Annotated in this window: 23 protein-coding genes; 13 read left to right on the forward strand and 10 right to left on the reverse strand. The window is 70.9% G+C overall.

Translation table 11 applies throughout. The annotated features are described in order from the left end of the window. The first annotated feature begins 31 nt into the window (after nucleotides 1–31). Nucleotides 32–997, forward strand: coding sequence for a prolyl aminopeptidase (gene pip / locus BGP73_RS03760; RefSeq protein ID WP_069811927.1), 966 nt, complete (start codon nucleotides 32–34; stop codon nucleotides 995–997). A gap of 105 nt (nucleotides 998–1102) precedes the next feature. Next, complete coding sequence (locus BGP73_RS03765; protein WP_069811928.1) at nucleotides 1103–1828, forward strand: alpha/beta fold hydrolase; 726 nt, start codon at nucleotides 1103–1105, stop codon at nucleotides 1826–1828. A 39-nt stretch (nucleotides 1829–1867) separates the two neighbouring features. Here the strand turns inward: BGP73_RS03765 and BGP73_RS03770 are convergent, their stop codons facing one another. Together BGP73_RS03770 and BGP73_RS03775 are read right to left on the reverse strand one after the other, a co-directional pair. Beyond that, entirely contained in the window at nucleotides 1868–2791 is a 924-nt protein-coding gene (locus BGP73_RS03770; RefSeq protein ID WP_079127195.1) for a GNAT family N-acetyltransferase, read from the reverse strand. 240 nt (nucleotides 2792–3031) lie between these two features. Next, nucleotides 3032–3691 carry a TetR/AcrR family transcriptional regulator gene (locus tag BGP73_RS03775; RefSeq protein WP_244501064.1) on the reverse strand — a complete coding sequence of 220 codons (660 nt, stop codon included), beginning with the start codon at nucleotides 3689–3691 and terminating at the stop codon, nucleotides 3032–3034. A 207-nt stretch (nucleotides 3692–3898) separates the two neighbouring features. On the opposite strand from BGP73_RS03775, the gene BGP73_RS03780 reads away from it, so the two are divergent. From BGP73_RS03780 to BGP73_RS03800, 5 genes are all read left to right on the forward strand, one after another. Then, nucleotides 3899–5584, forward strand: a complete 1686-nt coding sequence (locus tag BGP73_RS03780; RefSeq protein ID WP_079127167.1) for a class I adenylate-forming enzyme family protein — start codon at nucleotides 3899–3901, stop codon at nucleotides 5582–5584. A gap of 3 nt (nucleotides 5585–5587) precedes the next feature. Continuing rightward, nucleotides 5588–6394: an SDR family oxidoreductase gene (locus BGP73_RS03785; protein WP_069811931.1), complete on the forward strand. Its 807-nt coding sequence runs from the start codon at nucleotides 5588–5590 to the stop codon at nucleotides 6392–6394. A 32-nt stretch (nucleotides 6395–6426) separates the two neighbouring features. Further along, a complete protein-coding gene (locus BGP73_RS03790; RefSeq protein WP_069811932.1) occupies nucleotides 6427–7662 on the forward strand; it encodes an acyl-CoA dehydrogenase family protein in 1236 nt (411 codons plus the stop codon). Further along, a complete protein-coding gene (locus tag BGP73_RS03795) occupies nucleotides 7662–8747 on the forward strand; it encodes a phosphotransferase family protein (RefSeq protein WP_069811933.1) in 1086 nt (361 codons plus the stop codon). Before BGP73_RS03790 ends, BGP73_RS03795 begins: the two co-directional genes overlap by 1 nt. Nucleotides 8748–8837: 90 nt before the next feature. Then, nucleotides 8838–10157, forward strand: a complete 1320-nt coding sequence (locus tag BGP73_RS03800; RefSeq protein ID WP_069811934.1) for an MFS transporter — start codon at nucleotides 8838–8840, stop codon at nucleotides 10155–10157. A gap of 113 nt (nucleotides 10158–10270) precedes the next feature. On the opposite strand, the gene BGP73_RS03805 is transcribed toward BGP73_RS03800, so the two are convergent. Then, nucleotides 10271–11320: an NAD(P)-dependent alcohol dehydrogenase gene (locus BGP73_RS03805; protein ID WP_069811935.1), complete on the reverse strand. Its 1050-nt coding sequence runs from the start codon at nucleotides 11318–11320 to the stop codon at nucleotides 10271–10273. A 258-nt stretch (nucleotides 11321–11578) separates the two neighbouring features. Then, nucleotides 11579–12067 (reverse strand): SRPBCC family protein, encoded by a 489-nt coding sequence (locus tag BGP73_RS03810; protein ID WP_107473951.1) that lies wholly within the window; start codon nucleotides 12065–12067, stop codon nucleotides 11579–11581. Between the two features lie 316 nt (nucleotides 12068–12383). On the opposite strand from BGP73_RS03810, the gene BGP73_RS03815 reads away from it, so the two are divergent. Next, entirely contained in the window at nucleotides 12384–13631 is a 1248-nt protein-coding gene (locus BGP73_RS03815) for a hypothetical protein (RefSeq protein ID WP_069811936.1), read from the forward strand. 114 nt (nucleotides 13632–13745) lie between these two features. Here BGP73_RS03815 and BGP73_RS03820 read toward each other — a convergent pair whose 3' ends face one another. Further along, on the reverse strand, nucleotides 13746–14363 hold the full coding sequence (locus BGP73_RS03820) for a CGNR zinc finger domain-containing protein (protein ID WP_069811937.1): 618 nt from the start codon (nucleotides 14361–14363) through the stop codon (nucleotides 13746–13748). A gap of 168 nt (nucleotides 14364–14531) precedes the next feature. On the opposite strand from BGP73_RS03820, the gene BGP73_RS03825 reads away from it, so the two are divergent. Then, nucleotides 14532–15272, forward strand: a complete 741-nt coding sequence (locus BGP73_RS03825) for a metallophosphoesterase (RefSeq protein WP_069811938.1) — start codon at nucleotides 14532–14534, stop codon at nucleotides 15270–15272. A 28-nt stretch (nucleotides 15273–15300) separates the two neighbouring features. Next, nucleotides 15301–15924, forward strand: coding sequence for a LysE family translocator (locus tag BGP73_RS03830; RefSeq protein ID WP_069811939.1), 624 nt, complete (start codon nucleotides 15301–15303; stop codon nucleotides 15922–15924). A gap of 46 nt (nucleotides 15925–15970) precedes the next feature. Here BGP73_RS03830 and BGP73_RS03835 read toward each other — a convergent pair whose 3' ends face one another. After that, the gene (locus BGP73_RS03835; RefSeq protein WP_069811940.1) at nucleotides 15971–16756 is read right to left on the reverse strand and encodes a GIDE domain-containing protein; all 786 of its coding nucleotides are present in this window, start codon (nucleotides 16754–16756) and stop codon (nucleotides 15971–15973) included. A 393-nt stretch (nucleotides 16757–17149) separates the two neighbouring features. Between BGP73_RS03835 and BGP73_RS03840 the strand changes: the two genes are divergently transcribed. From BGP73_RS03840 to BGP73_RS03845, 3 genes are all read left to right on the forward strand, one after another. Then, complete coding sequence (locus tag BGP73_RS03840) at nucleotides 17150–18982, forward strand: endonuclease/exonuclease/phosphatase family protein (RefSeq protein ID WP_069812114.1); 1833 nt, start codon at nucleotides 17150–17152, stop codon at nucleotides 18980–18982. A 237-nt stretch (nucleotides 18983–19219) separates the two neighbouring features. Next, entirely contained in the window at nucleotides 19220–19441 is a 222-nt protein-coding gene (locus BGP73_RS23735; protein WP_280138129.1) for an ATP-binding cassette domain-containing protein, read from the forward strand. A gap of 252 nt (nucleotides 19442–19693) precedes the next feature. Continuing rightward, the gene (locus BGP73_RS03845; RefSeq protein ID WP_069811941.1) at nucleotides 19694–21217 is read left to right on the forward strand and encodes a hypothetical protein; all 1524 of its coding nucleotides are present in this window, start codon (nucleotides 19694–19696) and stop codon (nucleotides 21215–21217) included. Nucleotides 21218–21264: 47 nt separating this feature from the next. On the opposite strand, the gene BGP73_RS03850 is transcribed toward BGP73_RS03845, so the two are convergent. The 4 genes from BGP73_RS03850 to BGP73_RS03860 all read right to left on the reverse strand — a co-directional run bounded on the left by BGP73_RS03850 (nucleotide 21265) and on the right by BGP73_RS03860 (nucleotide 24353). Beyond that, complete coding sequence (locus BGP73_RS03850; RefSeq protein WP_170837734.1) at nucleotides 21265–22494, reverse strand: TerD family protein; 1230 nt, start codon at nucleotides 22492–22494, stop codon at nucleotides 21265–21267. 28 nt (nucleotides 22495–22522) lie between these two features. Further along, nucleotides 22523–22870: a hypothetical protein gene (locus tag BGP73_RS21770; protein ID WP_244501065.1), complete on the reverse strand. Its 348-nt coding sequence runs from the start codon at nucleotides 22868–22870 to the stop codon at nucleotides 22523–22525. A 124-nt stretch (nucleotides 22871–22994) separates the two neighbouring features. Beyond that, nucleotides 22995–23243 (reverse strand): hypothetical protein, encoded by a 249-nt coding sequence (locus BGP73_RS03855; RefSeq protein ID WP_069811943.1) that lies wholly within the window; start codon nucleotides 23241–23243, stop codon nucleotides 22995–22997. Between the two features lie 273 nt (nucleotides 23244–23516). Further along, nucleotides 23517–24353 carry an NAD-dependent epimerase/dehydratase family protein gene (locus BGP73_RS03860; protein WP_069811944.1) on the reverse strand — a complete coding sequence of 279 codons (837 nt, stop codon included), beginning with the start codon at nucleotides 24351–24353 and terminating at the stop codon, nucleotides 23517–23519. Between the last annotated feature and the right edge of the window lie 33 nt (nucleotides 24354–24386).

Below are 24386 nucleotides of genomic sequence, written 5' to 3' on the forward strand. Positions count from 1 at the left end.
TTTCCACCTGTCGAGGAGATCGAGGATCGCCGTGGCCGGACTCTTCCCATCCGCTGAACCGTACGCGCAGGGCCTGCTCGACGTCGGCGACGGCCAGCAGATCTACTGGGAGGCCAGCGGCAACCCCGAGGGCAAGCCGGCGCTCTGTGTGCACGGCGGCCCCGGCAGCGGCGGTAGCCGTAGCAGCCGCAAGGGGTTCGACCCCGAGGCCTACCGCGTGGTCATCTTCGACCAGCGCGGTTGCGGTCAGAGTCGGCCGCACGCCTCCGACCCGTCCGTCAGCCTGGAGCACAACACGACCGACCACCTGATCGCCGACATGGAGCGGTTGCGCGAGCATCTGGGCATCGAACGCTGGCTGCTGTACGGCGGTTCCTGGGGATCGACGCTGATACTCGCCTACGCCGAGCGGTATCCCGAGCGGGTCTCGGAGATCGTCATCGTGGGCGTCACCATGACCCGGCCCCAGGAGATCGACTGGCTCTACCGCGGGGTCGGCCGGCTGCTGCCCGACGCCTGGGAGGCGTTCCGCGACGCGCTGCCGGAGACGGAGCGCGGCGGCGACCTGGTGGCCGCCTACAGCCGGCTGGTGAACAGCCCGGACGAGGCCGTCCGACGGAAGGCGGCGCTCGACTGGTGTGCCTGGGAGGACGCCGTCATCGCCCACGAGGCGCTGGGCAATCCGGGCCAGTACAGCCGCAAACCGCAGGACGAGCTGATGGCCTTCGTCCGTATCTGCACCCACTACTTCGCCAACCACGCCTGGCTGGACGACGGGCAGCTGCTGCGCGACGCCCACCGGTTGGCCGGCATACCGGCCGTGCTCATCCACGGCCGGCTCGATCTGAGCGGACCGTTGCAGAGTGCCTGGGAACTGGCGAAGGCATGGCCGGATGCGGAGTTGAAGGTGATCGACGACTCCGGCCACACCGGAAGCCCGGCGATGGGCCGGGCGGTCGGGGAGGCGATCGCCCGGTTCGGTGGGTACGGGCGGTGAGTCGAACCCGCCGGAGTGAGGCCGTCGTCACGGGCTTGCGGAAGCCGCTTCGGCCGGCGGTGAAGAAGCGCCTCCCGTGTTGGTGCTCCGCCCTATGTTTCGGCTATGGCTGATCAACGCGGGGTCGACGTCGGAGGTCTCCGGCTGGCCTACGAGGTCTCCGGACCGCCGGACGCTCCCCCGCTCCTGCTGTTGCACGCGCTGGGCGCGGACGCCGCTGACTGGAGCGTGGTGGCGCCCGCCTTGGCCGCTGCTCGGCGGGTCCATGCCCTTGAGCTTCGGGGACATGGTCGGAGTGGCTGGCCGGGGGAGTACTCGCTGCAACTCATGCGGGACGATGTCCTCGGTTTCCTGGACATGCTCGCCCTCAAGCGGGTCGATCTGATCGGGCACTCGATAGGCGGGGTCGTCGCCTATCTCCTCGCCGAGGAGTATCCGCAGCGGGTGGACCGGCTGATCCTGGAGGACGTACCCGTCCCACGGCCTCGGCGGCCGGCCACCGTGACCCGCCCGGAGGGGGAGCTCAACTTCGACTGGGAGATGGTGCTGGCGGTCCGGAGGCAGATCGACACGCCCGACCCCCGGTGGCTGGAGCGCCTCGGTGACATCACCGCGGAGACCCTGGTTTTGGCTGGCGGCCCGGAAAGCCATGTGCCGCAACGAGGCGTTGCGGAGTTGGCCCACCGCATTCCCCGGGCGAGAGCGACCACCATTCCGGCAGGGCACCTGATACACGAGACGGAGCCCAAGGCGTTCGTGGACGCGGTTCTGGGATTCCTGCGCGACCCAGCGCCGTGCCGGACGGCCCGCGTCGACCACTTCGGCGAGTAGGGCGGGGGCACTTCCCGAGGTGCCCCCGCCCATGCGCGGTCAGCTCCAGGTCATGTTGATCTCGCGCTCGAAATTGTCGTATCCCGCACGCCGGAAGGCGTTCGCCATGGGGATGTTGCCGAGGTCGGTGGCCGCCCGGATACGAGGGGCTCCTTCTCCGGCGAGGATGCGGGTTCCTTCGGCGAGGATGTCGTCGATATAGCCGTTGCCCCGATGCTGCGGCAGCACGCCGATGTAGGCGATGACCGGGTTGTAGTCGTTACGGGCCGGGATCACGAACCCCACGGGCTCGCCCTCGGGCAGGGTCGCGACCTGCCACCATTCCCTCGGGGTCCCGTAACGCGTGAGCTCGTTCCGGTACTGGCTGTCCGCCGCTTCGCGGGCGGACATCCGGCTCAGTTCGTCACGACTGTGGGCGTCCAGCGTGCCGTCCAGAACCGAGGTCATCATCGAGAGGATTTCCTCGGTGGTGCGGACGGGCCGGAACGTTAGGCGCCCGCTGTGTTTCGGCACAGGCGTCTCCGGGCGCCACTCCAGCCGCAGACGCTCCACGAACAGCCGGGCGCCGAGCCGCTCCAGCACCGCCATACGGTCTCCGACGGCCCTTCTGGCCGCGGTGTCTTCCCGCCAGTGGGGCGGCGTGAAACGGCTGTACCTGGGCGGTCGGGCCCCGGACGGAAGGACGGCGGCCATGGCAGTGCGTAGCAGCCGCGAGCCGATTTCCACCCGATCGGGCCCGGGGATGGTGTCGTCGATATCGACGACGTCCAAAATGAACGGCGCGTCATCGCCTGATCGGCTCCACCAGGCGACCCTGGCGAGCAGCCGGTCGCCCCGCAGGGCAACCCACAGCCACTCCGGCCGTCGGCGGTCGTTGGCGAGGTCGTCGGCCAGTTCCCTGTTGAGGACGTAGGGAAGCCGACAGAAGAGGTCGAGTTCTTCGTGTCCGGTGATCGGACGCATGATCAGTTCATGCTGCAGGACGGTCAAGGCACGCTCCATGGAAAGCGCCCGTCCGTTTCCGGGTCAGACTCGGTCCGCGGCCCGGGAGGACGCAAGCGCGGTAAACAGGGGAAACATCGGCTCACCCCTCCTTTCGTCGTCATGGCCCGCAACCCCTTGTGGCTGGGGAGCCGTCGCCTTGTCTATCCGACCCCGGTTCTCTTCGGCAAACCCTTTTCCACGGGCGGCGGTGGGGAGGGGTCAGGCCGCGCCGACGGTCATGCGAGCCATGGTTCGGTAGCGGGCGGCCAGTTCCGGGGGCGAGAGTTCTCCGTCCGTGCGGTACCACTGGGACACCGCTGTGCACATGGTGACGATCGCCCGGCTGACCTCGCGGGGGTAGTCGGTGGTGAACGCTCCCCGTGTCACGCCTTCCTCGACCACCGTGTCCATGAGCCGCTGTTGCCGATCGCGGGCTTCGATGTAGGTGGTGCGGTCGTCGCCGAGCATGCTGCGGATCTCGCTCGCCGCGATGAAGGCCAACTCCCGCCGGTGTGCGTGGAACAGCACCAGACACTCCACCAGCAGATCCAGTCGGCGCCCGACATCCGGCCCGGCTTCTTCGAGGGCCGCCGTACTCCGCTCCCACAGTTCCGCCATGGCCCGGGTGACGATCCCGACCAGCAGAGCCTGTTTCGAGGGATGGTGGTGGTACACCCCCGGCACCGACAGGCCGGCCCGCGCGGCCACCTCCCGGATCGTGGTGCCGTGATAGCCCTGCTCCACGAAGCAGGCCAACGCGGCTTGCAGGACGGGCGGTAGGCCGTCGTCGGTGTAGAGCCTCCAGCCCGCCGCGGTTCCGGCCTCGTCAACGCTGGTCACGGCAGCTTTGCCAGCGGTCATGGCGTCGGCTTCAGTCACTGCTCTCCTCACCCGCGTGTGCTGGGGCTGACAGGCAAGTATGCCCCCGGCTCCCCGACCGCCCGGCCGACCCGGGAACCGCCGCGCACCCCCTTGACACGCTGCTGCGCCCCGTAGATCCTCACCTGCAATATACCGAGCGAGCGATCGGTCGGTATGTCGTCCAGCATACCCGGAACCGTTCGGGACGGTGGGAGGGAGCGGGAGATGTCGATACCCCAGGCATGTCCGTGGCGGGATCTGTACCCGGCCGCGGTCCCTGCACAGATGGCGGTGGAGCACGACTCCCTGGCAGCGGCGTGGCGGGCCCGCGTGGCGCGTGCCCCCGACGCCGTCGCCCTGCGCTACTTCGACGGTGCCCTGACGGCTCAGGAAGTGGATGCCGCCTCCGACGCGCTGGCCGTCGCCTTCGCGGCCCGCGGCACCCGCCGCGGTGACCGGGTCGGGATCTACCTGCAGAACATCCCGCAGTACGCCCTGGTGCTGCTCGCCCTGTGGAAGCTGGGCGCCGTCGCCCTCCTCCTCAATCCGATGTACCGCCGCGATGAGCTGCGCCGCCTGGTCGACGACGCTGCGACCGTGGGCATCGTCTGCGCCGACACCGATGTGGGGGAGATGCGAGCGTCCCTCGCCGGCAGCCCGGTGCGCTGGACCGTCAGCACGTCGGCACTCGACTTCCAGAACCGTGACGACCCGCGCGTCTTCCTCTCGGCCGAGCGCCCCACGCCCGCCCCCGACGGTGATCTCTCCGCCCTGCTGCGCGAATTCACGGGCTGCCGTCCCGATCCGGTGGAGCTCACCCGCGACGACGTGGCCCTGCTGACGTACACCTCCGGAACCACCGGCCCGCCCAAGGGGGCCATGAACACCCACGGCAACGTCCTCAACGTGGCGCTCACCAACGCGGCCTGGGCCGATCTCGCCGACGGAGACGTGGTGTACGCGCTGGCCCCGCTCTTCCACATCACCGGGGCGGTGGTGAACGCGGCCATCTCACTGATCACCCCCACCACCCTGGTCTTCACCGGCCGATTCCATCCCGAGGTCGCGCTGGACGCGCTCGCCGAGCACCGCGTCACCTTCATGGTCGGCTCGATCACCGCCTACAACGCGATGTACGCGGTGGAGCACGCCGGCCCGGAGCACTTCGCCACCGCCAAACACCTTTTCTCCGGCGGCTCCCCCGTTCCGCCCTCCACAGTCGACCGGTTCCAGAACCGGTTCGGCGTCTACATCCACAACATCTACGGCATGACCGAGACCAGCTCCGCCGTCATCGCCGTGCCGCCCGGCACCAGCGCCCCGGTGCACGAGGCCAGCGGCACCCTCTCCATCGGCGTCCCGCTGCCCAACCTCACCGCCCGCGTCATCGACCCCGACGGCCATGCACTGCCCCCCGGCGAGCAGGGTGAACTCGAACTGAGCGGCCCTCAGGTGGCGCCCGGCTACTGGCGCCATCCCGCCGCCACCCAGCAGACCATGCCCGGCGGTCGGCTGCGCACCGGTGACGGCGCGATCATCGACGAGCGGGGGTGGGTCTATCTCGTCGACCGGCTCAAGGACCAGATCAACGTCTCCGGCTACAAGGTCTGGCCTCGGGAGGTCGAGGACGCTCTCTACGAGCACCCGGCGGTGCACGAGGCCGCCGTGGTCGGACAGCCTGACGACTACCGCGGCGAGACCGTCGTCGCCTACGTCTCGCTCACCGCCGGCGCCACCGCCACCCCCGATGAGCTGATCTCCTTCACCCGGGACCGGCTGGCCGCGTACAAGCGCCCCACCGAGGTGCACCTCCGTGCCGATCTCCCCAAGACCCAGAGCGGCAAGATCCGCCGCGCCGAACTGCGCCGGACATCGGACCGTGATCTCCCGCCCACCACAACGAAAGGCTGACCGGTGCCCTACCAGCACACCAGCGAGGACCAGCACAGCCGACAGCCACCGGGCCGCCTCGCCGGGCGCACCGCCGTCGTGACCGGAGCCAGCCGCGGTATCGGCCTGGCCATCGCCGAACGCCTGGTGAGCGAGGGCGCGCGGGTCTGCATCACCGCCCGCAACGCCGAGCCGCTGGGCGAGGCCGCCCGGACGCTGCCCGCCGCCCGGGTGCTCACCGTGGCAGGCAAGGCAGACGACCCGCGGCACCGTGCCGAGGTCCTCGACACCGTGGCGCGGGAGTTCGGAGGCCTGGACATCCTGATCAACAACGCCGGCGTCAACCCCGCCTACGGTCCGGTCAGCAAGATAGACCTCGACGCCGCCCGCAAGGTGCTGGAGGTCAACGTCCTCGCCACGCTGGCGTGGGTGCAGGCCGCTCTCGCACACCCCGAGCTGCACTTCACCCAGCGCCGCGGCACCGTCGTCAACCTCTCCTCCGTCACCGGTGACACGCCGGCACCCGGCATCGGCCTGTACAGCGTGAGCAAGGCCGCCGTCTCGCACCTCACCCGAACCCTCGCCGCCGAACTGGGCCCGGACGTCCGTGTCAACGCCGTCGCCCCAGCCGTCGTCAAGACCCGGTTCGCCCGCGCGCTCTACCAGGACAAGGAGGAGGAAGCCGCCGCCGGCTACCCGATGCGGCGGCTCGGCGTACCCGCCGACGTGGCCTCCGCCGTCGCCTATCTCGTCTCCGAAGACGCCTCCTGGGTCACCGGTCACGTCCTCAGCGTCGACGGCGGCCTCACAGCCGCCGGCGGCACCGTCTGACCGTGGAACCCGACCAGCGAAGGGACCGGAACATGCCCCACAGCCACCTGCCGTCCGCGGTGGAAGAACTGCGCGAGCGCACCCGCCATTTCATCCGCGGGGCGGTCATGGAGGCCGAGCCCGCCCCCGGCCAGCGCCTGGACAAGGCCACGCGCGACCAGTTGCAGGCCGCGGCCAAGGACGCTCGGGTCTTCGCCCCACACATGCCGACCGAGTACGGAGGGCAGGGCCTGCCCATCGAGCACTGGTCCCCCATCCTGCAGGAGGCCGGCTACTCGCCCATCGGCCCCAGCGTGCTCAACTGCATGGCCCCCGACGAGGGCAACATGCACATGCTCCACCTCATCGCCACCGATGAGCAGAGAAAACGCTATCTCGCCCCCCTCGCGGCCGGCCGGATCCGCTCCTGCTTCGGCATGACGGAGCCGCACCCAGGCGCCGGATCGGACCCCGCTGCGCTGCGCACCACCGCCGAACGGACCGGCGGCGGCTGGGTGATCAACGGACACAAGCGGTTCATCAGCGGGGCCGTCGGCGCCGACTTCTGCATCGTGATGGCCCGCACCCCCGCGATCGGGGACGCCCCCGAGGGGGCCACCATGTTCCTGGTCGACATGGACAATCCCGGCATCCGCGTCGGTGCCCCCGTGCACACCGTCGATCGTGCCATCGACGGCGGCCACCCCCATGTCCACCTGGAGGACTGCTCGGTGCCGGACAGCGCCGTCCTCGGTTCGGTCGGCCAGGGCTTCCGGTACGCGCAGGTACGCCTCGGGCCGGCCCGGCTCACCCACTGCATGCGCTGGCTCGGGTTGGCCCGCCGCTCCCTCGACGTCGCCCTCGACCGGGCCCAGCGGCGCGAGCTGTTCGGGGCGCCGCTGGCCTCACTCGGCTTGGCGCAGAACCTCATCGCCGAGTCCGTCATCGACATCGAGACCTCCGACGCGATCATCACCAAGACGGCCGTGCTGCTGGCGAGCGACCCCAGGGCCGGCTCCGCGCTCTCCTCCGTCGCCAAGGTGCACTGCTCGGAGGCGATCTCCCGGATCATCGACAGGTCGGTGCAACTGTGTGGCGGCGACGGCGTGTCCGACGGGCTGCCGCTGGCCCAGTACCTCAACGAGGTCCGTCCGTTCCGCATCTACGACGGTTCCACCGAGACCCACAAGTGGGCGATCGCCCGGCGCGCCGCCAAACAGCGCCACGCTCGGGTGGAAGCCGGCGAACGCTACCAGGGCACCGCCGTCGTACGGGACGAGGACGCCTGATGCACACCGTTCCCGACGGTACCGAGGTCGTCGCCGACCGGGAGGCCGCCGAGCGGCTGACCGCCCCGCCGCTACTCATCGTCGACGAGGTCACCGGCTTCCTCGACAGGCACGGCATCGGCAGCGGCCCCCTCGCCTGGCAGCGCATCGGCGACGGGCACTCCAACGTCACCTATCTGATCAGACGCGGCGAGGCCTCCGTCGTACTGCGCCGGGGTCCGCGCCCGCCGCTGCCCAAGTCCACCCACGACATGGTCCGCGAGGCCCGCATCCAGAAGGCGGTTCGCGGCCACGGGGTGCCGGTGCCGGAGATCCTCGCGGTCTGCGAGGACGACTCGGTACTCGGCACGCCCTTCTACCTGATGGCCCATCTCGACGGCACCGTCATCACCGACACCGTCCCCGCTCACCTCGATACCCCCGAGCGGCGCCGGGCCACCGGGCTGGCGGTCGTCGACACCCTCGTCGACCTGCACAGCATCGATGTCACCCAGGGCGAACTCGCCTCCTTCGGGCGGCCCGAGGGCTACCTGGCCCGCCAGGTGGAGCGCTTCGCCGGCCTGTGGGAGATCAACACCACCCGCGACCTGCCGACGGTGCTCCGGCTCGCCGACTGGCTCGGCCGCAACCTGCCGGACAGCCAGTCCTCCGGAGTGGTGCACGGCGACTACCGCATGGGCAACCTGATGTTCGCACCCGCCGGCGGGCCCCGGCTGATGGCCGTCCTCGACTGGGAAATGGCCACCCTCGGCGACCCGCTGGCCGACCTCGGCTATCTCACCGCCACCTACGCCGAGCCGGGCCGACCCGTCACCCCGCTGGAACTCACCCCGGTCACCCGCGAGGAGGGCTATCCCACCCGCGCCGAGCTGGCCCGGCACTACAGCGCGCGCATGGACCACCTCGACCTCACCCCCCTGCCCTGGTACCAGACGCTCGCGCTGTGGAAGGCGGCGATCTTCTGCGAGGCCATCCACACCCGGTGGCTGCGCGGGGAGCGCCCCCATGACCGGGTCTTCGGACCCTCACTGGAATCGGGGGTACCGCGTCTGCTGGAGACGGCCGCCGCCCACGCCACCAACTGACCCCACTTCCGCCCGCCCCGCGCCGTACCCGGTGTCCGGCCGCAACACACTCAGCCCTCCCCCCTGCCCGCCGCGAGCGAAGGAGCTCCCGTGAGCGACGCACAGACATCACTCGGCGCACCACTCGAAGCCGAAGGCAAGACCGGACTCACCCTGCGCGCCAAACGCAGGTCCCTCATCGCCAGCACGGTCGGCAACGTCCTGGAGTGGTACGAGTGGAGCGCCTACGCCGTCTTCACACCGTTCATCGCCGCCGCCATGTTCAACCCCGACGACTCGGTTTCCGCGCTGCTGTCCACTCTCGCGGTCTTCTCAGTCGGCTTCCTCATGCGGCCACTCGGCGGCATCGTCTTCGGCCGTGTCGCCGACCGGCGCGGGCGCAAGTTCGTGCTCGTCACCACCATGCTCATGATGGCCGCCGGCAGCCTGGCCATCGGCTTTCTGCCCTCCTACGCCTCCATCGGAGCGTGGGCCTCGCTGATCCTGCTGCTGGCCCGGGTGGTGCAGGGGTTCGCGCACGGCGGCGAGTCCGCCACCGCCAACACCTACGTGGCGGAGATCGCGCCCAGCCACCGGCGCGGTATGTGGGGCAGCATCGTCTTCGTCGCCATCTTCGGCGGCTCCGTTCTCGCCTACACCGTAGGCGGTGTGGTCACCTCCAGCCTGGCCCACAGCACCGTCGCCGAATGGGGCTGGCGCGTCCCGTTCCTCCTCGGCGCAGTCCTCGCACTGGTGGCTCTGTACCTGCGACGCGCCATGGACGAGAGCGAGGTGTTCACCGAACAGCCCGCCGCCGAGCGCCCCACCGACCGGCCGGTCTCCCGCCGGCAGGTGACCCGCTCGGTGCTGCTGGTCATCCTGATGACCTCGGGCATCACCTCCGCCCACTACACCTGGACCTCCTACGCGTCCACCTACGCCATCACCCAGCAGGGCATGGCCCCCGACGTGGCCTACTGGTGCTCGGTCGGCGCCCAGTGCATCGCGCTGGCGACGCTGCCGCTGTGGGGCCACGTCTCCGACCGGGTCGGCCGCCGACCGATGATGATCGCCTTTGCGGTGCTGATGGCCGCCCTGCACATGCCGCTCACCGGGATGATCGGTTCGGCGGGCTGGACGCTCCTCGTCGCCGCCGCAGTGGCGCTCGTCATCGTGGCCATCCCCGGCGCGCTACTGTCCGCCACCATGTCGGAAGCCTTCCCGACCCAGGTGCGGACCCAGGGCATCGGCTTCGCCTACTCCGTCTCCGTCGCCGTCTTCGGTGGCACCGCCCCGTACCTCAACCAGCTCTTCATCAACCTGGACATGGCACAGCTGTCCGAGATCTACATCATGGTGCTGTGCCTCGGCACCGGGGTCGCCGTCTACCTGATGCGGGAAACCAAGGGCATCGAGCTGAAGAACGCCTGAGTCCGGATCCACCGGCGGTCACGTTCCCGGGCACGGGGACGGCCCGCCGGTGCTCGGCGGCCCGGCTTGGCGCCGTGCGCTGATCCGCCGGAGACTGCGGACGGGGACGGCCCTCAGAAGGTGACCAGCACCTTGACGACATCCTCCAGCTTCTTGTCCGACACCTCGAAGGCGCGTTCCATGTCGCTGAAGGAGAACTGGTGCGTCGTCATACGCGTCGGATCGATGCGGCCGTTCCGGAGCACACGCAGCAGCCGTTCCAACCGGAGTCGCCCGCCCGGGCAGAGGCCGGAGCGGATCGTCTTGTCGGCCAGTCCCACCCCCCACGCGACACGCGGGATGCTGACGTGGTCGCCCGAGCCGTAGTAGCCGATGTTCGAGATCGTCCCGCCGGGCTTGGTGATCTCGACGGCGGTCTTGAAGGTGACGTCCGCGCCCAGCGCCTCGATCGCGGTGTCCACCCCCTGGCCGTCGGTCAGCTCGAGGACGCGTTCGACGACGTTCTCGCGGGAGAAGTCGACGATTTCGTCCGCTCCGTAGAACCGTGCGAGCGCCTGCCTGCTCGGCACGGACTCGACGCCGATGACGAGTCCCGCGCCCTGGAGCCTGGCCCCTGCCGTCGCCATCAGCCCCACCGGCCCCTGGGCGAGGACGGCCACGGTCCCGCCCACCGGGATGTTGCCGTGCTCGGCGCCCATGAACCCGGTGGAGAGCATGTCGGCGCAGTAGACGGCCTCCTCGTCGGCGATGCCCTCGGGGATCTTGGCGAGGTTCGCGTCGGCGTCACCGACGTGGAAGTACTCGGCGAAGACGCCGTCCTTGGAGTTCGCGAACTTGAACCCCCCGAGCGGCCCTCCCGACTGGGACGGGTAGCCGTTCTGGGAAGCCAGGTCGCCCCAGTCCGGGGTGATGGCGCCGACGAGGACGCGGTCGCCCGGCCGGAAGTCCGCGACTTCGCTGCCCACGGCGTCCACGACACCCACCGCCTCGTGCCCCAGCGTCAGGTTCTCCCGCGGCCCGATACCACCTTGCACGGTGTGCGAGTCGGATGTGCAGATCAGAGCCTTCGTCGTCCGCACCAGAGCATCACGGGAGCCGATGTCCGGCACCGGCTTCTCCATGAAACCCACTTCACCGATGCTCTTCATGACGAATGTCTTCATGTGAGTCGTCCTCCTATCGGGTGAGCCCGGTTCGGTGTGGGGCCGGGGCGTTGTAGGTAAACCCGGTTCCGTGGCCGGCGTCCGCCCGGGGCACGGCGCGAGACGACTGCTCTCAGACTGGCAAAGGCCGGACCGGCCCGCGAACGGTCGCCCCGGTGACTGGTACAACCAGGTCAATCACCGAGCGGCGGGCTCGGAGCGGCGGACCACGGCTCGTTCTCTCCCGCGGCTCCGAACCGGAACCTCGGGCGATCGGGCCTACGCACTCGCGGAACCCGCGCTTCGGCCACTGAGCCGCCCGCCCGACCTCTCGTCGTGCTCGCGCACGGCGATCCGTGCGAGCTTCGTGAGCATCATGCCGTTGCGGATGGCCACGACGTAGTCCACGGGAAGCCCGTGCATCCGGATACCGGGGCCGCGAAGCGGGTGCCAGTCGAGGACGAACAGAGTGTGTTCGCCCCAGGGAATCAGGTTCATGGCGATACGGGCCGCCCCGAACGGATCCGTCTTCGCCTCCAGTTCCAGACGGCGCCGCGGCTCGCAGATACGGACGACGCAGGAGTCGTCCAGAGTCAGCGGACCGAGACCGACACGGACCCGCAGGCGTGTGTCCACTTCGGGCCAGCCCGGATCCACGGCTAGGACCTGCTGGGTGCCGCTCACCCACTCGCCGTAACGGTGGCCGTCGCACAACAGCCCCCAGACCTCCGACGGCGAACTCAGAATCAGACGGCGGTTACGGGCCACCGCGACCACGCTCCTTCCGCGGGAGGAACAAGAAGCGCACCGTGGTCGCCGTGCCTCCGGAGGCGCCGCCATTGCGCGGCTCGGATCGAAGGCGACGACGAGGACCGGGACGGAACGCCTCCGCAGCGGTCACCGAGCACGACAGTAAACGCGAAGAGCCGGTCGAGCATCCGCGGGGCTGCCCCGCGTCGTGCCTCCCACGACGGTCACGGAGCTGCGAACTGGTGCTGATCTCCGCCTTGGCCGCCGTCTCGATGCTAGAATTCCCGTGTTGTCCTTCGGCACGCACCAGTGTGTGAGTCCGGAGGCTTTTTTCATGCCTCCCGACACCTCCGCGACACCCGACACCTCTGCGCCGGCCGCTTCACCCTCGACCACCGGTTACCGTGCCCTGCTCCGCAACAGCGAGTTCACGGGCTTGTACGTCAGCTTCACCCTGACCGTCGCCGCCGGCACCCTCTCGGGCTTCGCGCTCGGCACGCTGGTCAACCGGGAGACCCGGTCGCCGTTCCTGACGGCGGTGAGCATGTACGGCGCCACGTTCGCCATGGTGCTCGGGGCGTTGACACTGATGTCGGTCGCGGACGGCGCCCGTCCGCGTCGGACCGTCGTCGCGCTCCAGTGCCTCTCGTTGACGGGGGTCGCCGCACAGGCGGTCCCGGGGCTGCCGTTGGCCGCCCGGTTCGTCCTGCTGCTACTGCTGGGTTTCTTCCAGTCCCTGGGGACGGGCACCAGGATGGGCCTGCTCGTCGAGGTCGTACCGACCGCCGGCTACGCGCTGGCCAGGTCGCTGATGAACATCACCTCGGGCGGTATGGCGATCACGGGCTACGCCGTCGGAGCCCTGCTGCTGCGGTACCTCAGCCCGCGAGACGTCTTCGTCGTGGCCGCGGCCCTGACCGGCCTCGGAGTCGTCGTCCTGGCGGTGACCATCCGGGAGCGCTCGATCCGCCTGACCCGTCGGCCGGGACTGCGCCAGACCTGGAGGACGAACACCGAGCTCTTCTCCCACTCCGGCCAGCGGGCGCTGCTGCTGAACCTGTGGGTGCCCAACGGCCTGATCGTCGGCTGCGAGGCCCTGTTCATCTCCTACGACCCGGACCACGCCGGGATCCTGCTGGCCGCCGGATCGGCAGGCATGCTCCTCGGGGACCTGACCGTGGGGCGGCTGCTCACCGCCGAGCAGCGACGCCGCTCCGCGTTCGCCCTGCGGCTCCTACTCGCCGCGCCCTACCTGCTGTTCGCGTTCCACCCGCCCCTGCCGGTGGTGGCGGCGGCGGTGTTCCTCGCCAGCGCCGGATTCGCCGCCACCCTGCCGCTCCAGGAGGTGCTTCTCGCGCTGACTCCGGAACCGGTCCGCGGCCAGGTGCAGGGCGTCGAGTCCGCCGGTCGGATGACCTGGCAGGGTATCGGTGCCGCCATCGCCGGCGGGACGGCCCAGTACCTCGCCCCCGGCACCGCGATCACCGCCGTGGCCGTCATCTCCCTGGCCGTGACCCTCGTCTCCCGGCCGTTCGTGGCCCGCGCCCACGCCGGGGGAGTGGTTGCTTCGGCGCGCGCCTGAGGAGCGTGCCGCAGTCCCCACGGGCGCGGGATGACCGCTGCGGCAGCGGGAGGCGTCGGCGCCCGCGTCGGAGGACCGCCGGATACCGCCCGGTATCCGGCGAGCCGGTACCGATCAGGAGTGGGCAGGTCCGCCCTGGGCGGCCCCGCGTTGACGCCGGTAGTGGCGAGCTGCTCGGGCGCGGTTGCCGCAGGATGGCTTGCACCACTCCTGCCGCCCGTGGCTCTTGACGAAGTAGCGCACACAGCGGGGCGCGGTGCAGGAGCGCAACCGCCCGCGCTGCGGGCCGGTGAGGAAGTCGATGGCCGCTCGGGCCAGGGCCGCGACGAGCCGGACCCGGGGGTCGTCCTCCGCCGAAAGCAGCCGGGTGGCGGGGGCTCCCTCGACGGGCCACTCCAGCTGCGGAGCGACCGGTTCCCGGGCGGTGACCCTGTTCAGGCGCGCGATCGCCTGCTCCGCGGTCATCAGACGACCGGCGTCCGCCGGGCTTGGGGGAGCGGGGCTCACCGCTCGGGCGAAGAGTGCCCGGACCGCTTGCCGAAGCCCGACGAGCTCAAGTCTGAGTCCTTCGTCCACCACCAGCCCGTCAATCGGAAGCTGACCGGCCAGCAGGTCCCGTCGCTCCCCGATCCAGCGGGTCGTTCCCCGGACCGTGGAGAGGTCGTCGGCGACCCCGCCGTCCCCGTCGTGGCGGATCGTGCTCGCCAGTTCCAGTGCGAGCCAGCGTTCCACAAGGCGCCCCTCTCAACTCGGTGTCGGGCGTCAACCACTTGATCGATCCCTTCGTACACCCTAGGGTCTCTAACGGAAAACAGAAAAATTCCATTAGAGCTTGAAGTGGGTGGCGGCTCATGCCGGGCGGAGGCCAGCGGCTGCGCTGCCGACGGAGGGGACAGCGGAATGACCTTGCTTGCTCAGATCAGCGACCTGCACCTGGACGGCGGCGAGCGGGCGGCCCGACGCGCCACCCGTGTCATGGACTACCTGCGGGCCCTGCCCCGCGAGGTCGACGCGCTCCTGGTGACCGGGGACATCGCCGACCACGGTGCGGAGGGTGAGTACGAGGAGGCGACGCGGATCCTGAAGGCCCCGTTTCCCGTGCTCACCTGCCCCGGGAACCACGACGCACGACCGGCCTACCGCAAGGCGCTGCTCGGAACCGCGCCCGAACCCGGCCCCATCAACCAGGCCCACCACATCGGCGGCACCGCCGTCCTGATGTGCGACTCGACGATCCCGGGCCGTGACGAGGGCCGCCTCGACGCCGAGACCCTGGCGTGGATCGAGACGACCCTCACCGAGCTACCGCAGGACGCCCCGGCACTGCTCGCCTTCCACCAGCCGCCGGTCCGTATGCACCACCCACTGCCGGACTCCTGCATGCTCGAAGAGACCGGGCCGCTGGCCGACCTGCTCCAGGCGCACCCGGAGGTGGTCGCCGTCCTCACCGGCCATGCCCACACCGCGGCCGGCTCGACGTTCGCCGGGCGCCCGTTGATCGTCGGACCGGCGGTCACCTGGACCCTGCGGATGCCCTGGGAGGGCGACGCCCCCGCGGACCGTGAGCAGCCGCCGGGCCTCGCCTTCCACGTCCTGGACGACGACCGGCGCCTGACCACCCACTACCGCGTCGTGATCTGACCACGCGCCGGCACTGCTCGGAGGCACGATGGTCCGTTCCCACGCAGTCGCCGGGTTCCTGGTGGCGATCCTTCCGCTGATCGCCACCCCGGGAGCCAGCCTGGCCCTGCTGATCCGACACACCTCCGACAAGGGGCGCCGCCAGGCTGTTCCCGTCATCCTCGGCACGGCCACCGGCCTGTACCTCCACGCGGCTCTCGCCGTGGCCGGGCTGTCGGCCCTGGTCATGCACTCCGGTCAGGCCTTCACCGCGGTAAGGATCATCGGTGCCGTCTACCTCATCGGTCTGGGGGTCTGGACATGGCGCTCCACCGCAGCGAACCCGGCGTCCGCCCGCTCCCGCGCACTGCCGCCGAAGCGGCCGGACTCCGTCTACGCTCAGGCGCTGCTCGCCAACGTCCTCAACCCGAAGGCGGCGTCCATCTACCTGACGCTGGTGCCCCAGTTCATCGCGACCGGTGAGTCCTTCCGCGGTCAGATCCTCGTCCTGGCCACCGCCCACGCGGTGCTGATCACGCTCTGGCTCCTCGTCTGGACCCTGCTCGTCGGCGGCGCCGCGCAGGCTCTGCGGAAACCGGGTTTCCGGAAGGCGATGGCCAGGACCACGTCCGTGATGCTGCTGGCCCTCGGTGTCCGGAGCGCCGCGGCATGAACCGGCGGCGGCGCCCCGCACGGTGCCGGACGGCCCTGCGAGCAGCTCACCCCGTGATGTTGACCGCGCCGATCACCAGGAGCACCGCCGCCGCCACCGCGGCTGTCCCCGAGGCTATGCCGAAGCCCAGGAGCCGGTTGTTCTCGCCGCGCAGCAACTCGGCCTCGGAGCGCGTCGACATGATGAAGACCCCGCGCTCCGCGGGCGCGCCCACCGCCAGCCGGCCGCCGGAAGCGTCGCTCGCCTCACCGTGGACGTAGAGCCGGGTGCCGGGACGGACAACCCACTCCTCCTCCTTGAAGCCGATGGTGCTGCCGCGCGCGCCGATGGTCAGCGGACCGATCGTCAGCTGCCCTCCGCCGTGGTGCGGCCGGAAGCGGTCGAGGGCCTTCTCCGCACGGTCGATGTCGTGTCCGGCGGGACGGATCACCGTCTTGCCGGTGCCGTCCTCCAGGAAGAAGGCGGTCTCCGTGGTGTGTTCGGCCACCACCTCGTGCTTGGTGACGGTGCGCTCCTCGCCGTCGCTGTTCCGCTCGGTCTCCTCGTACTTACGCGTGATCTTGTGCTTGTGCCAGACGCAGGACACCTTCTCCAGCTCTGAGGTCAGCGTTCCGTTCCGGTGCGGTCGGGCCACGCCCACCACCTCGCAGCGGTGCCGGAACACCCCCTCGCCGGCGGCCTCCACCGCTGCCCGGTGCAGCTCCTTGAGCTCGGCGGTGGTCAGGGTCTCGGTGGCTTCCATCGAACGGATGCGGCCGTGCGCCCGCCGTGTCAGATAACCGCAGACTCCGGCGGCAGCCAGCGCGATCAACCCGGCGACGATCCAGACCATGCTGCTCCCGCGTGTCCTCGGTGTTCGAAAGCGTGAAGGAATGAGCGGTCAAGTTACCGCACCGGCGGGCGGGGCGTTTCAGGAGCTGTCCGGTCGCTGCCAACTGGTCCCGGCCGCCGGGCCGCCGACTGGCCGCAGTCGGACGACCGTGGAGCTGTGCGGAGCGTCGGCTGAGCGGCGAATCCGCTGAAGAGCCGAGCGCCGAGTAACCAACCGCACATGGACGGGTCCTTGACAACTCCCCCCGCGGGGCAAGACATTGACGCGCGTAGAAGAAGGTGCTGGTGAGACCGTACCCCCGGATTGCGGCCGGCGGCCCGTGGCCTGCGGCCGGAACTTCTCGGCTCCGCCCTCGTCCCGGCGCCGCTGCCCCCACACCCCCCGGAGGGAACCTTGCCGAGCAAGTCCTCGTCGCGCATCGCCGCGCTCACCGTCGCCGCCGTCTGCTCCACGCTCACCGCCGTGGTGCTCACCTCGCCCGCCCAGGCGGACGAGGTCCGCATCCACGACATCCAGGGAACGACCCGCATATCCCCGTTCGCAGGCCAGCAGGTGGCCGATGTGCCGGGCATCGTCACCGGTGTCCGTACCGAAGGCTCCAAGGGCTTCTGGTTCCAGGACCCGCGGCCCGACAACGACCCGGCCACCAGCGAGGGCATCTTCGTCTTCACCAACTCCGCGCCCACCGTGGCGGTCGGGGACGCGGTTCGGGTCTCCGGCACGGTCTCGGAGTACGTGCCCGGCGGCGCCTCCTCCGGCAACCAGTCGCTGACCGAGATCACCCAACCGACGGTGACGGTGGAATCCTCCGGCAACCGCCTGCCGAAGGCCGTCGTGCTGGACTCCAGGTCGGTGCCCGAGGCCTACGCGCCGGCCGGCGACCCGGCCGCGGACGGATCGGTCAACGCCCTGGAGCTGCGGCCCTCCCGGTACGCCCTGGACCTCTTCGAGTCGCTGGAGGGCATGAACGTCCGCATCGGCTCCTCGCGGGTGGTCACCGCGAGCAACCCGTACGGCGAGCTGTGGGTCACCGTCAAGCCCCGGCAGAACGCCAGTGCCCGGGGTGGCGCCGTCTACGGCTCGTACTCCGACCAGAACTCCGGCCGGTTGCAGATCCAGTCACTGATCCCCGCGGAGGAACAGACATTCCCGGTCGCCGACGTGGGGCAGCGGCTGCGCGGCACCACCGAAGGCCCGCTGGACTACACCGAGTACGGCGGCTACACCCTCAACGCCCGGACGATCGGCACCGTCGACGGCCGGTCGCCGGTGAGGGAGACCACCCGCAAGCAGAAGAACGGCGAACTCGCGGTGGCCACCTACAACGTGGAGAACCTCGACCCGACCGATCCGCAGGAGAAGTTCGACCGGCTCGCCGAGGGCGTGGTGACCCACCTGGCCTCGCCGGACATCGTGGCGGTCGAGGAGATCCAGGACGACAACGGCCCGGAGGACGACGGCACGGTCTCGGCGGAGCGTACGGTTCGGCAGTTCACCGACGCGATCGTCGCGGCGGGCGGCCCCCGCTACGACTGGCGCGCCATCGACCCGGTCGACAAGGCGGACGGCGGGGAGCCCGGCGGGAACATCCGCCAGGTCTTCCTGTTCAACCCGGAGCGGGTCTCCTTCACGGACCGGCCCGGCGGGGACGCCACCACGGCCGTCGGTGTGACCCGGGCGCGCGGCGGTGCGGCGCTGACGGCCTCGCCCGGGCGGGTCGACCCCGCCGACGAAGCCTGGTCGGACAGCCGCAAGCCGCTCGCCGGGGAGTTCGTCTTCCGGGGCCGCACGGTGTTCGTGATCGCCAACCACTTCGCCTCCAAGGGCGGCGACCAGGCGCTGCACTCGCAGTACCAGCCGCCGACGCGCGGCTCGGAGGGCCAGCGGCACCGACAGGCCGAGATCGTGAACACCTTCGTGAAGAAGATCCTGAAGGTGGACCGGAAGGCGCGGGTGGTGACGCTGGGCGACATCAACGACTTCGAGTTCTCCGGCACCACGCAGCGCCTGGAGCGCGGCGGGGCGCTCTGGTCGGCGATCAAGTCGCTGCCCAGGAACGAGCGTTACACCTACGACTACCAGGGAAACAGCCAGGTGCTGGACCAGATCCTGGTCAGCCCGGCCGTCCGCCTCGGCGGTCTCAGCTACGACAGCGTGCACATCAACGCCGAGTTCGCCGAGCAGAACAGCGACCACGACCCGCAGGTGCTGCGGTTCAAGCCCTGATCCACGGGGGCCTGAAGAGCGTCATCCGGGTCGGCGCGCCGACCCGGATGACGCTCCGTGGGTTCTCAGGGGTTCGCAGACACCGGACCCCGGGCAGGTCGGCTCCCGGGAAGTGGGGAGGAGTCGGACACACCCGGAAGCGTCGGCTCGAAGAGAGCGGAAGAACCCAGCGGAGAGGCCGATTCCGTTTGGGTCAGGCATGCCTGAGTAGCCCACTCGGAGGTTGGGCCATCTCCGCTGCCTTCCGGGCGCCCTAAGGGTTGTCCCGGCGTACCGCCCACCGCGGTCTCGGGTACCCGGGTCCTCGGCCCCAACGGCCGCGGAGAGTCCACCCTGCTGCGCCTCCTCGCCGGACTGGGCCGGCCCACCGAAGGCAGCGTCACCGCACACGCCCGGTGGTGTAGGTACCGCCGGACCCTGGCCGACCGGGGGGCCAGGCCTGGCCTCCGAGACATCTAGGTACCACGTCACCGTCCGGGAGTTGACCGGCGGTTCGGCGGCGTGAGGTGGGGGTTGGCGCCAGGCGGGGGCTCGGGAGGGCGGTCTCGGGCGTTCGCCGTGCGACGCACCGCCTGCGCTGCCGGGCGCTCGATCCACCGGGGAACACGGGGCAACCCTTAGGCTGGCCACGCCTGCGGCCGTGCGCCGTGTTCCGAATCCGCCTGCACCAGCTCAGGCCCGCCCCGATCGGTCTTCCGAGGAGAGCTTCCGATGTCCGCAAAGAGTTCGCCCATGCCCCCCGTGCGGCTGCTCTCCGAGGCCGAACTCGCCGGCGCGGCCCTCTCCGGGCCGCGGTTGGCCCGGGCCGTCCGGCTCGCCCGGTGGGCCGCCCCGGGAGTCCGGGTCGACGCCGGCGGGGCGCTGCTGAAGGAGGAGTTGGACGAGGCTACCGCCCACCTGGGCCTGGCCGAGGGCGACGAGGGCAGGGCGGAGACCGACGAGGCGTGGCTGCTCGCCGTCGACACCGGCCTGGTGGAGGTCGAGGAGGACGGGACCGGCGACCCCTCCGCGACGGAGGACGGCGGCGGTACCGCGACCACCGGGGAGACAGCGGCCCGGATCACCGCGGGCAGCCCCCGGGAAGTCCTCGACATCTGGCTCACGGGGCTGGAGGCCGCCCTGTCGGACGCCGCCGCGCCCGATATCTCGGAGCTGGTGGCGAGCGCCGCCGACGGCGGGGAGGTGGACCTCGGTTCGCTGGAGGCGTTGGACCGGGACCGGGACCAGGAGGGCGCCTTCCTCGAGAGCGTGTTGCGGCAGCTGTACCGGATCACCGCCCACGAAGGCGGCTTCCCCGAGAAGCCGGTGCCGCTGCCGGCGCTCGTCGCCTCGGTGATCGCGCCGCAGGATATGGCCGAGCCCACGGACGAGGTCCTGGAGGAGGTCTCGGCGGCGGTGATGCGGCTGGACGAACGGTTCCGGCTGCTCGAGCCCATCGGCCTGCTGGAGTACCGCCCCGTCGACCTGGAGTTCCTGCAGGAGTTCGATGAGCCGGAGACCGAGGAGCCGGGGACCGACGGGCGGGCGGACGGACGGCCGGTCGGGGCGCAGGGTGCGCCCGACCAGGAGGACCTCACCCGTTACGGGCTGGTGCGACTCACCCCGCTCGGGGTCTACGGGATCCGGGCCGGGCTGCTTGAGGCGGGCGAGGCCGCACCGCTGGTCGGGGAGCTCGCCGAGGAGGGCGCCACCACTCTCCTGGACCGTCTGCCGGAGTTTCCGGACGCCGCCGCGCGGGCCGAGATCGAGGGTTGGCTGGGCCGGCGCGAGGTGGTGGCGGCGGCCGGGGAGCTGCTGGCGGCCGGGAGGGGGGACGACGAGCGCGCGCCGTTGCGCCGCCTCGGCTGTCAGCAGGCCCTCTCACTGCTGCCGGCGGCGGCCGAACCCGCGCTCCGAGAGGTGCTTGACGATCCGCAGCTGGGCGGGCTGGCGAGGGTCTGGCTCGTCGAACACGGGGCCCGGGACGTGCCCGAGCCCTCGCCGGAACTCGTCTTCTGGCTGACGGTGGACACCATCGCGGCGCAGTTGGCGGCCGGTGAGGACGCGGCCGAACTGGAAGAGTTGGTGCGGGGACTCGCGGACCAGCACAGCGGCTTCTTCGAGGCGGCCTGGCGGGTGGAGCATCCGGCGACCGCCGAGGTGCTCGCGGCGATGGGGCGGCTGCATCCCGACCCGCGGCAGGCCAAGGAAGCGCGCACCGCGGCCTTCAAGGCCCGGTCACGCCGGAGGGGTTGAGGGAGGGGGTACGGGTGGTCCGGCGGCCGGACCACCCGTACCGGCCGCTACAGGGCGCGGGCGCCGGCCTCGACCATGCCGCGCACCGTTCGCGAGTCGATGTACTCACCGATGGCCGTCATCTCCCACTCGCCGGAGAACTGCCGGATCAGCTTGCACATCATCACGCCGGTCCTCGGCTCGGCGTGGGTGAGGTCGAAACGGACCATCTCCTGGTTGCTGCCGGCGTCCAGCAGCCGGCAGTAGGCCTTCGCGACCTCCGTGAACCTCTGCCCCGAGTAGGAGTTCACGGTGAAGACCAGTCCGGTGACCTGCGGGGGGATGTTGGCGAGGTGGACGGTGATCGTCTCGTCGTCGCCACCGCCCTCGCCGGTGAGGTTGTCGCCCGAGTGCTGGATCACCCCGTTCAGGATGGACAGTTCACCGAAGTAGCAGACGGCGACCATCTGCCGGTCCGGGCCGTAGGCGATGACCGAGGCGTCCAGGTCGATGTCCTTGCCGCGGTACGCCGGTTCCCAACCCAACCCCATCCTCACCGAGCTGAGCAGCGGTTGACCGCCCTTGACCAGGGAGACGGTCTGGTTCTTCTGCAGGCTGACCCGGCCCTTGTCGAGGTTCACCTTCCCGCCCGGTGCCGGGGCCGTGGGCGGCGGGGGAGCGGCGAACGGAGCGCCGAAGGGCGCGGCCGGGGGTGCCGGCGGCGGAGCGGGCTGCGGCGGGACGGGCGGCGGGGCGGTCGGCGGCGGTGGCGCGCCCACCGGGACCGTGGCGGGCTGTGCGGGCTCCTCCTCCACGGTCACCCCGAAGTCCGTGGCGATGCCTGAGAGGCCGTTGGCGTAGCCCTGCCCGACCGCGCGCGCCTTCCAGGCGCCGCCCCTGCGGTACACCTCCATCACCAGGAGGGCGGTCTCCGAGCCGAGTTGCGGCGGGGTGAAGGTGGCGAGCACGCTGCCGTCGTCCGCGCTGCGCAGGGTGGCGGTCGGCTCGGTGCCGGCGAAGGTCGCGCCGGGGGCGTCGAGGCTCGCCGTCACCACGATCTTCTCAATATCCGCCGGCACCGCGGCGGTGTCCACCGTGATGGAGTCGGGTCCGGCACCGCCACCGGCCCGGTGGCTCACACCCGGGCCCGTGGGCTGGTTGTAGAAGACGAAGTCGTCATCGGAGCGCACCTTGCCGGAGGCGCCGAGCAACAGGCCCGAAACGTCGAGCGGTACGGGAGCCGAGACGTCAACCGTCACCCGGGGGACGCTCAGCGGGATGTTCGAGCCAGGGGTCATAGCGGTCATGCTGGAGGTAACGAACGGTTCAGCTGTGCGGTTCCGTTCCCCGGGCCCGGGCGGCGGGTCGGCGAGACCTCGGCGCCCGCAGTCCTCCCAAGGTGCCACCAGGCTCGGCATTCAAGGGTCCTCGGGGCTGGCGAGCGCGTGCCGAACGGCCGCCAGCGCCTCCTCGTTGCCGATCCCGAGGTTCCGGACGCCGCCGCGTAGTTGCGCGCGTGGGCGGCGAGACTGTCCTTGGCATCGGTCCGGGCGGCAGCGGCGGTGACCCGGGTGCCGGCTCCCCTCCCTGCACCAGCCCCGCCGACTCCAGCTCTCGGTAGGCCCGGACCACCGTGTTGTCGGCCAGACCGAGGTCGGAGGCGAGCTGGCGCACCGGCGGCAGCCGCTCGCCCTCGTCAGGCGGCCGACCGAGATCAGGTCGGCGAGCTGCGCTCTGATCTGATCGAACGGAGGTACGGGGGTGGCCGGGTCCACCCGGATGGTGAGCGGGCGCCCGGTCATGACGGTTCGCCGACGTGGGCGTGGGGCGCCAGCAGGGCGGCCAGCGACCAGCCGGCGCTCAGCGCCGAGACGAAGGCGGTGGCCCCGAGGCAGCAGAGCGCGGTGGCCCTCATGGTTCCGCCGCAGGGCAGGCTCAGCACCACCAGCCCCATGCCGGTGGCGACGGCGAAGAGGGGTGCGGCGACCAGCACGCCCCAGGCCCCGATCGTCGCCCGCACCCTGGCCTGGCGCCGGTCGTCGCTCACGCCGTGTGTGGTGACGCGCCAGAGGCTGACCCCGCAGAACGCGGTCCCGACGAGGAGTCCGCCGAGGACCGGCCAGGCGTGGTAGGAGCCGGGCCAGGGGCTCAGCGGCTGGGTCGCGCCACGGCAGGTCGCGGACAGGGCCCGGCCCGGGTGGTCGGCGACGCCCGGTCGGAGGGCCGGGGGAGGCGCTGGAGGGCCCGTGGTCGTCCTGCCGCAAGGGGCGCGGTCGAGGGCATGGGGGCGCGGCGAGCGGGGGCGACGGGCTCGCCGTCGCTACGGCCGAGAAGCCGGCTGCTGCCACAGCGGTGGCTGAGCGGTGCAGAACCGGCCGCCCAACCGGGCGTGTTCGGGGTTCTCGAGGTCGAGTTCGCCCTGCTCGTCGATGAGTTTCCGCGCGTACTTCTCGGAGTCGTCCCGGGGCTCGTAGCCGAGGGCTCGGGCGCTGGCGAGGTCCAGCCACTGGCGGGTGTTGGCGGAACTGCCGTTCACCACGGTATGGCCGACGTCCTGGGCGGTGAGTGCGGCGTGCAGCAGTCGGGCGCAGTCCTCCGGGCTCAGCCAGATCGACAGCATGCGCACCGAGGTCGGCTGCGGGAAGCAGGAGCCGATCCGGATGGACACGGTCTCGATGCCGTGCCGGTCCCAGTAGAGGGAGGCCAGGTCCTCTCCGAAGCACTTGGAGAGGCCGTAGAAGGTGTCCGGGCGGTGCGGGACGTCGGCCGGGATCGGAGGCTCCCCGGCGGACGGGCTCGGGGTGAAGCCGACCGCGTGGTTGCTGGAGGCGAAGACCACCCGGCGCACGCCCTCCGCCCGGGCGCCCTCGTAGAGGTTGTACGTGCCCTGGACGTTGGCGCGCAGGATGTCGTCGAAGGACGACTCCAGGGAGATCCCGGCGAGGTGGACGACGGCGTCGGCACCCCGCACCGCACGGCGCACCGCCTCGGTGTCCGCCAGGTCGGCCGTGATCGCCGGGGCCTCGTCCGGCCCGGTCTCGATCGGGGTCACATCGAACAGCCGCAGGTCGTATCCGTAACCGGGCAGCAGTTCCCGCATGGCGGTGCCGACGCCGCCGGCGGCGCCGGTGAGGAGGAGAGTGCGGGGTCCGGCCATGGGGCGAGGTCTCCTCAGGGTGCGGCGGGCGGT

The organism is Streptomyces sp. TP-A0874 (genome assembly GCF_001748085.1).
GTDB lineage: Bacteria > Actinomycetota > Actinomycetes > Streptomycetales > Streptomycetaceae > Streptomyces.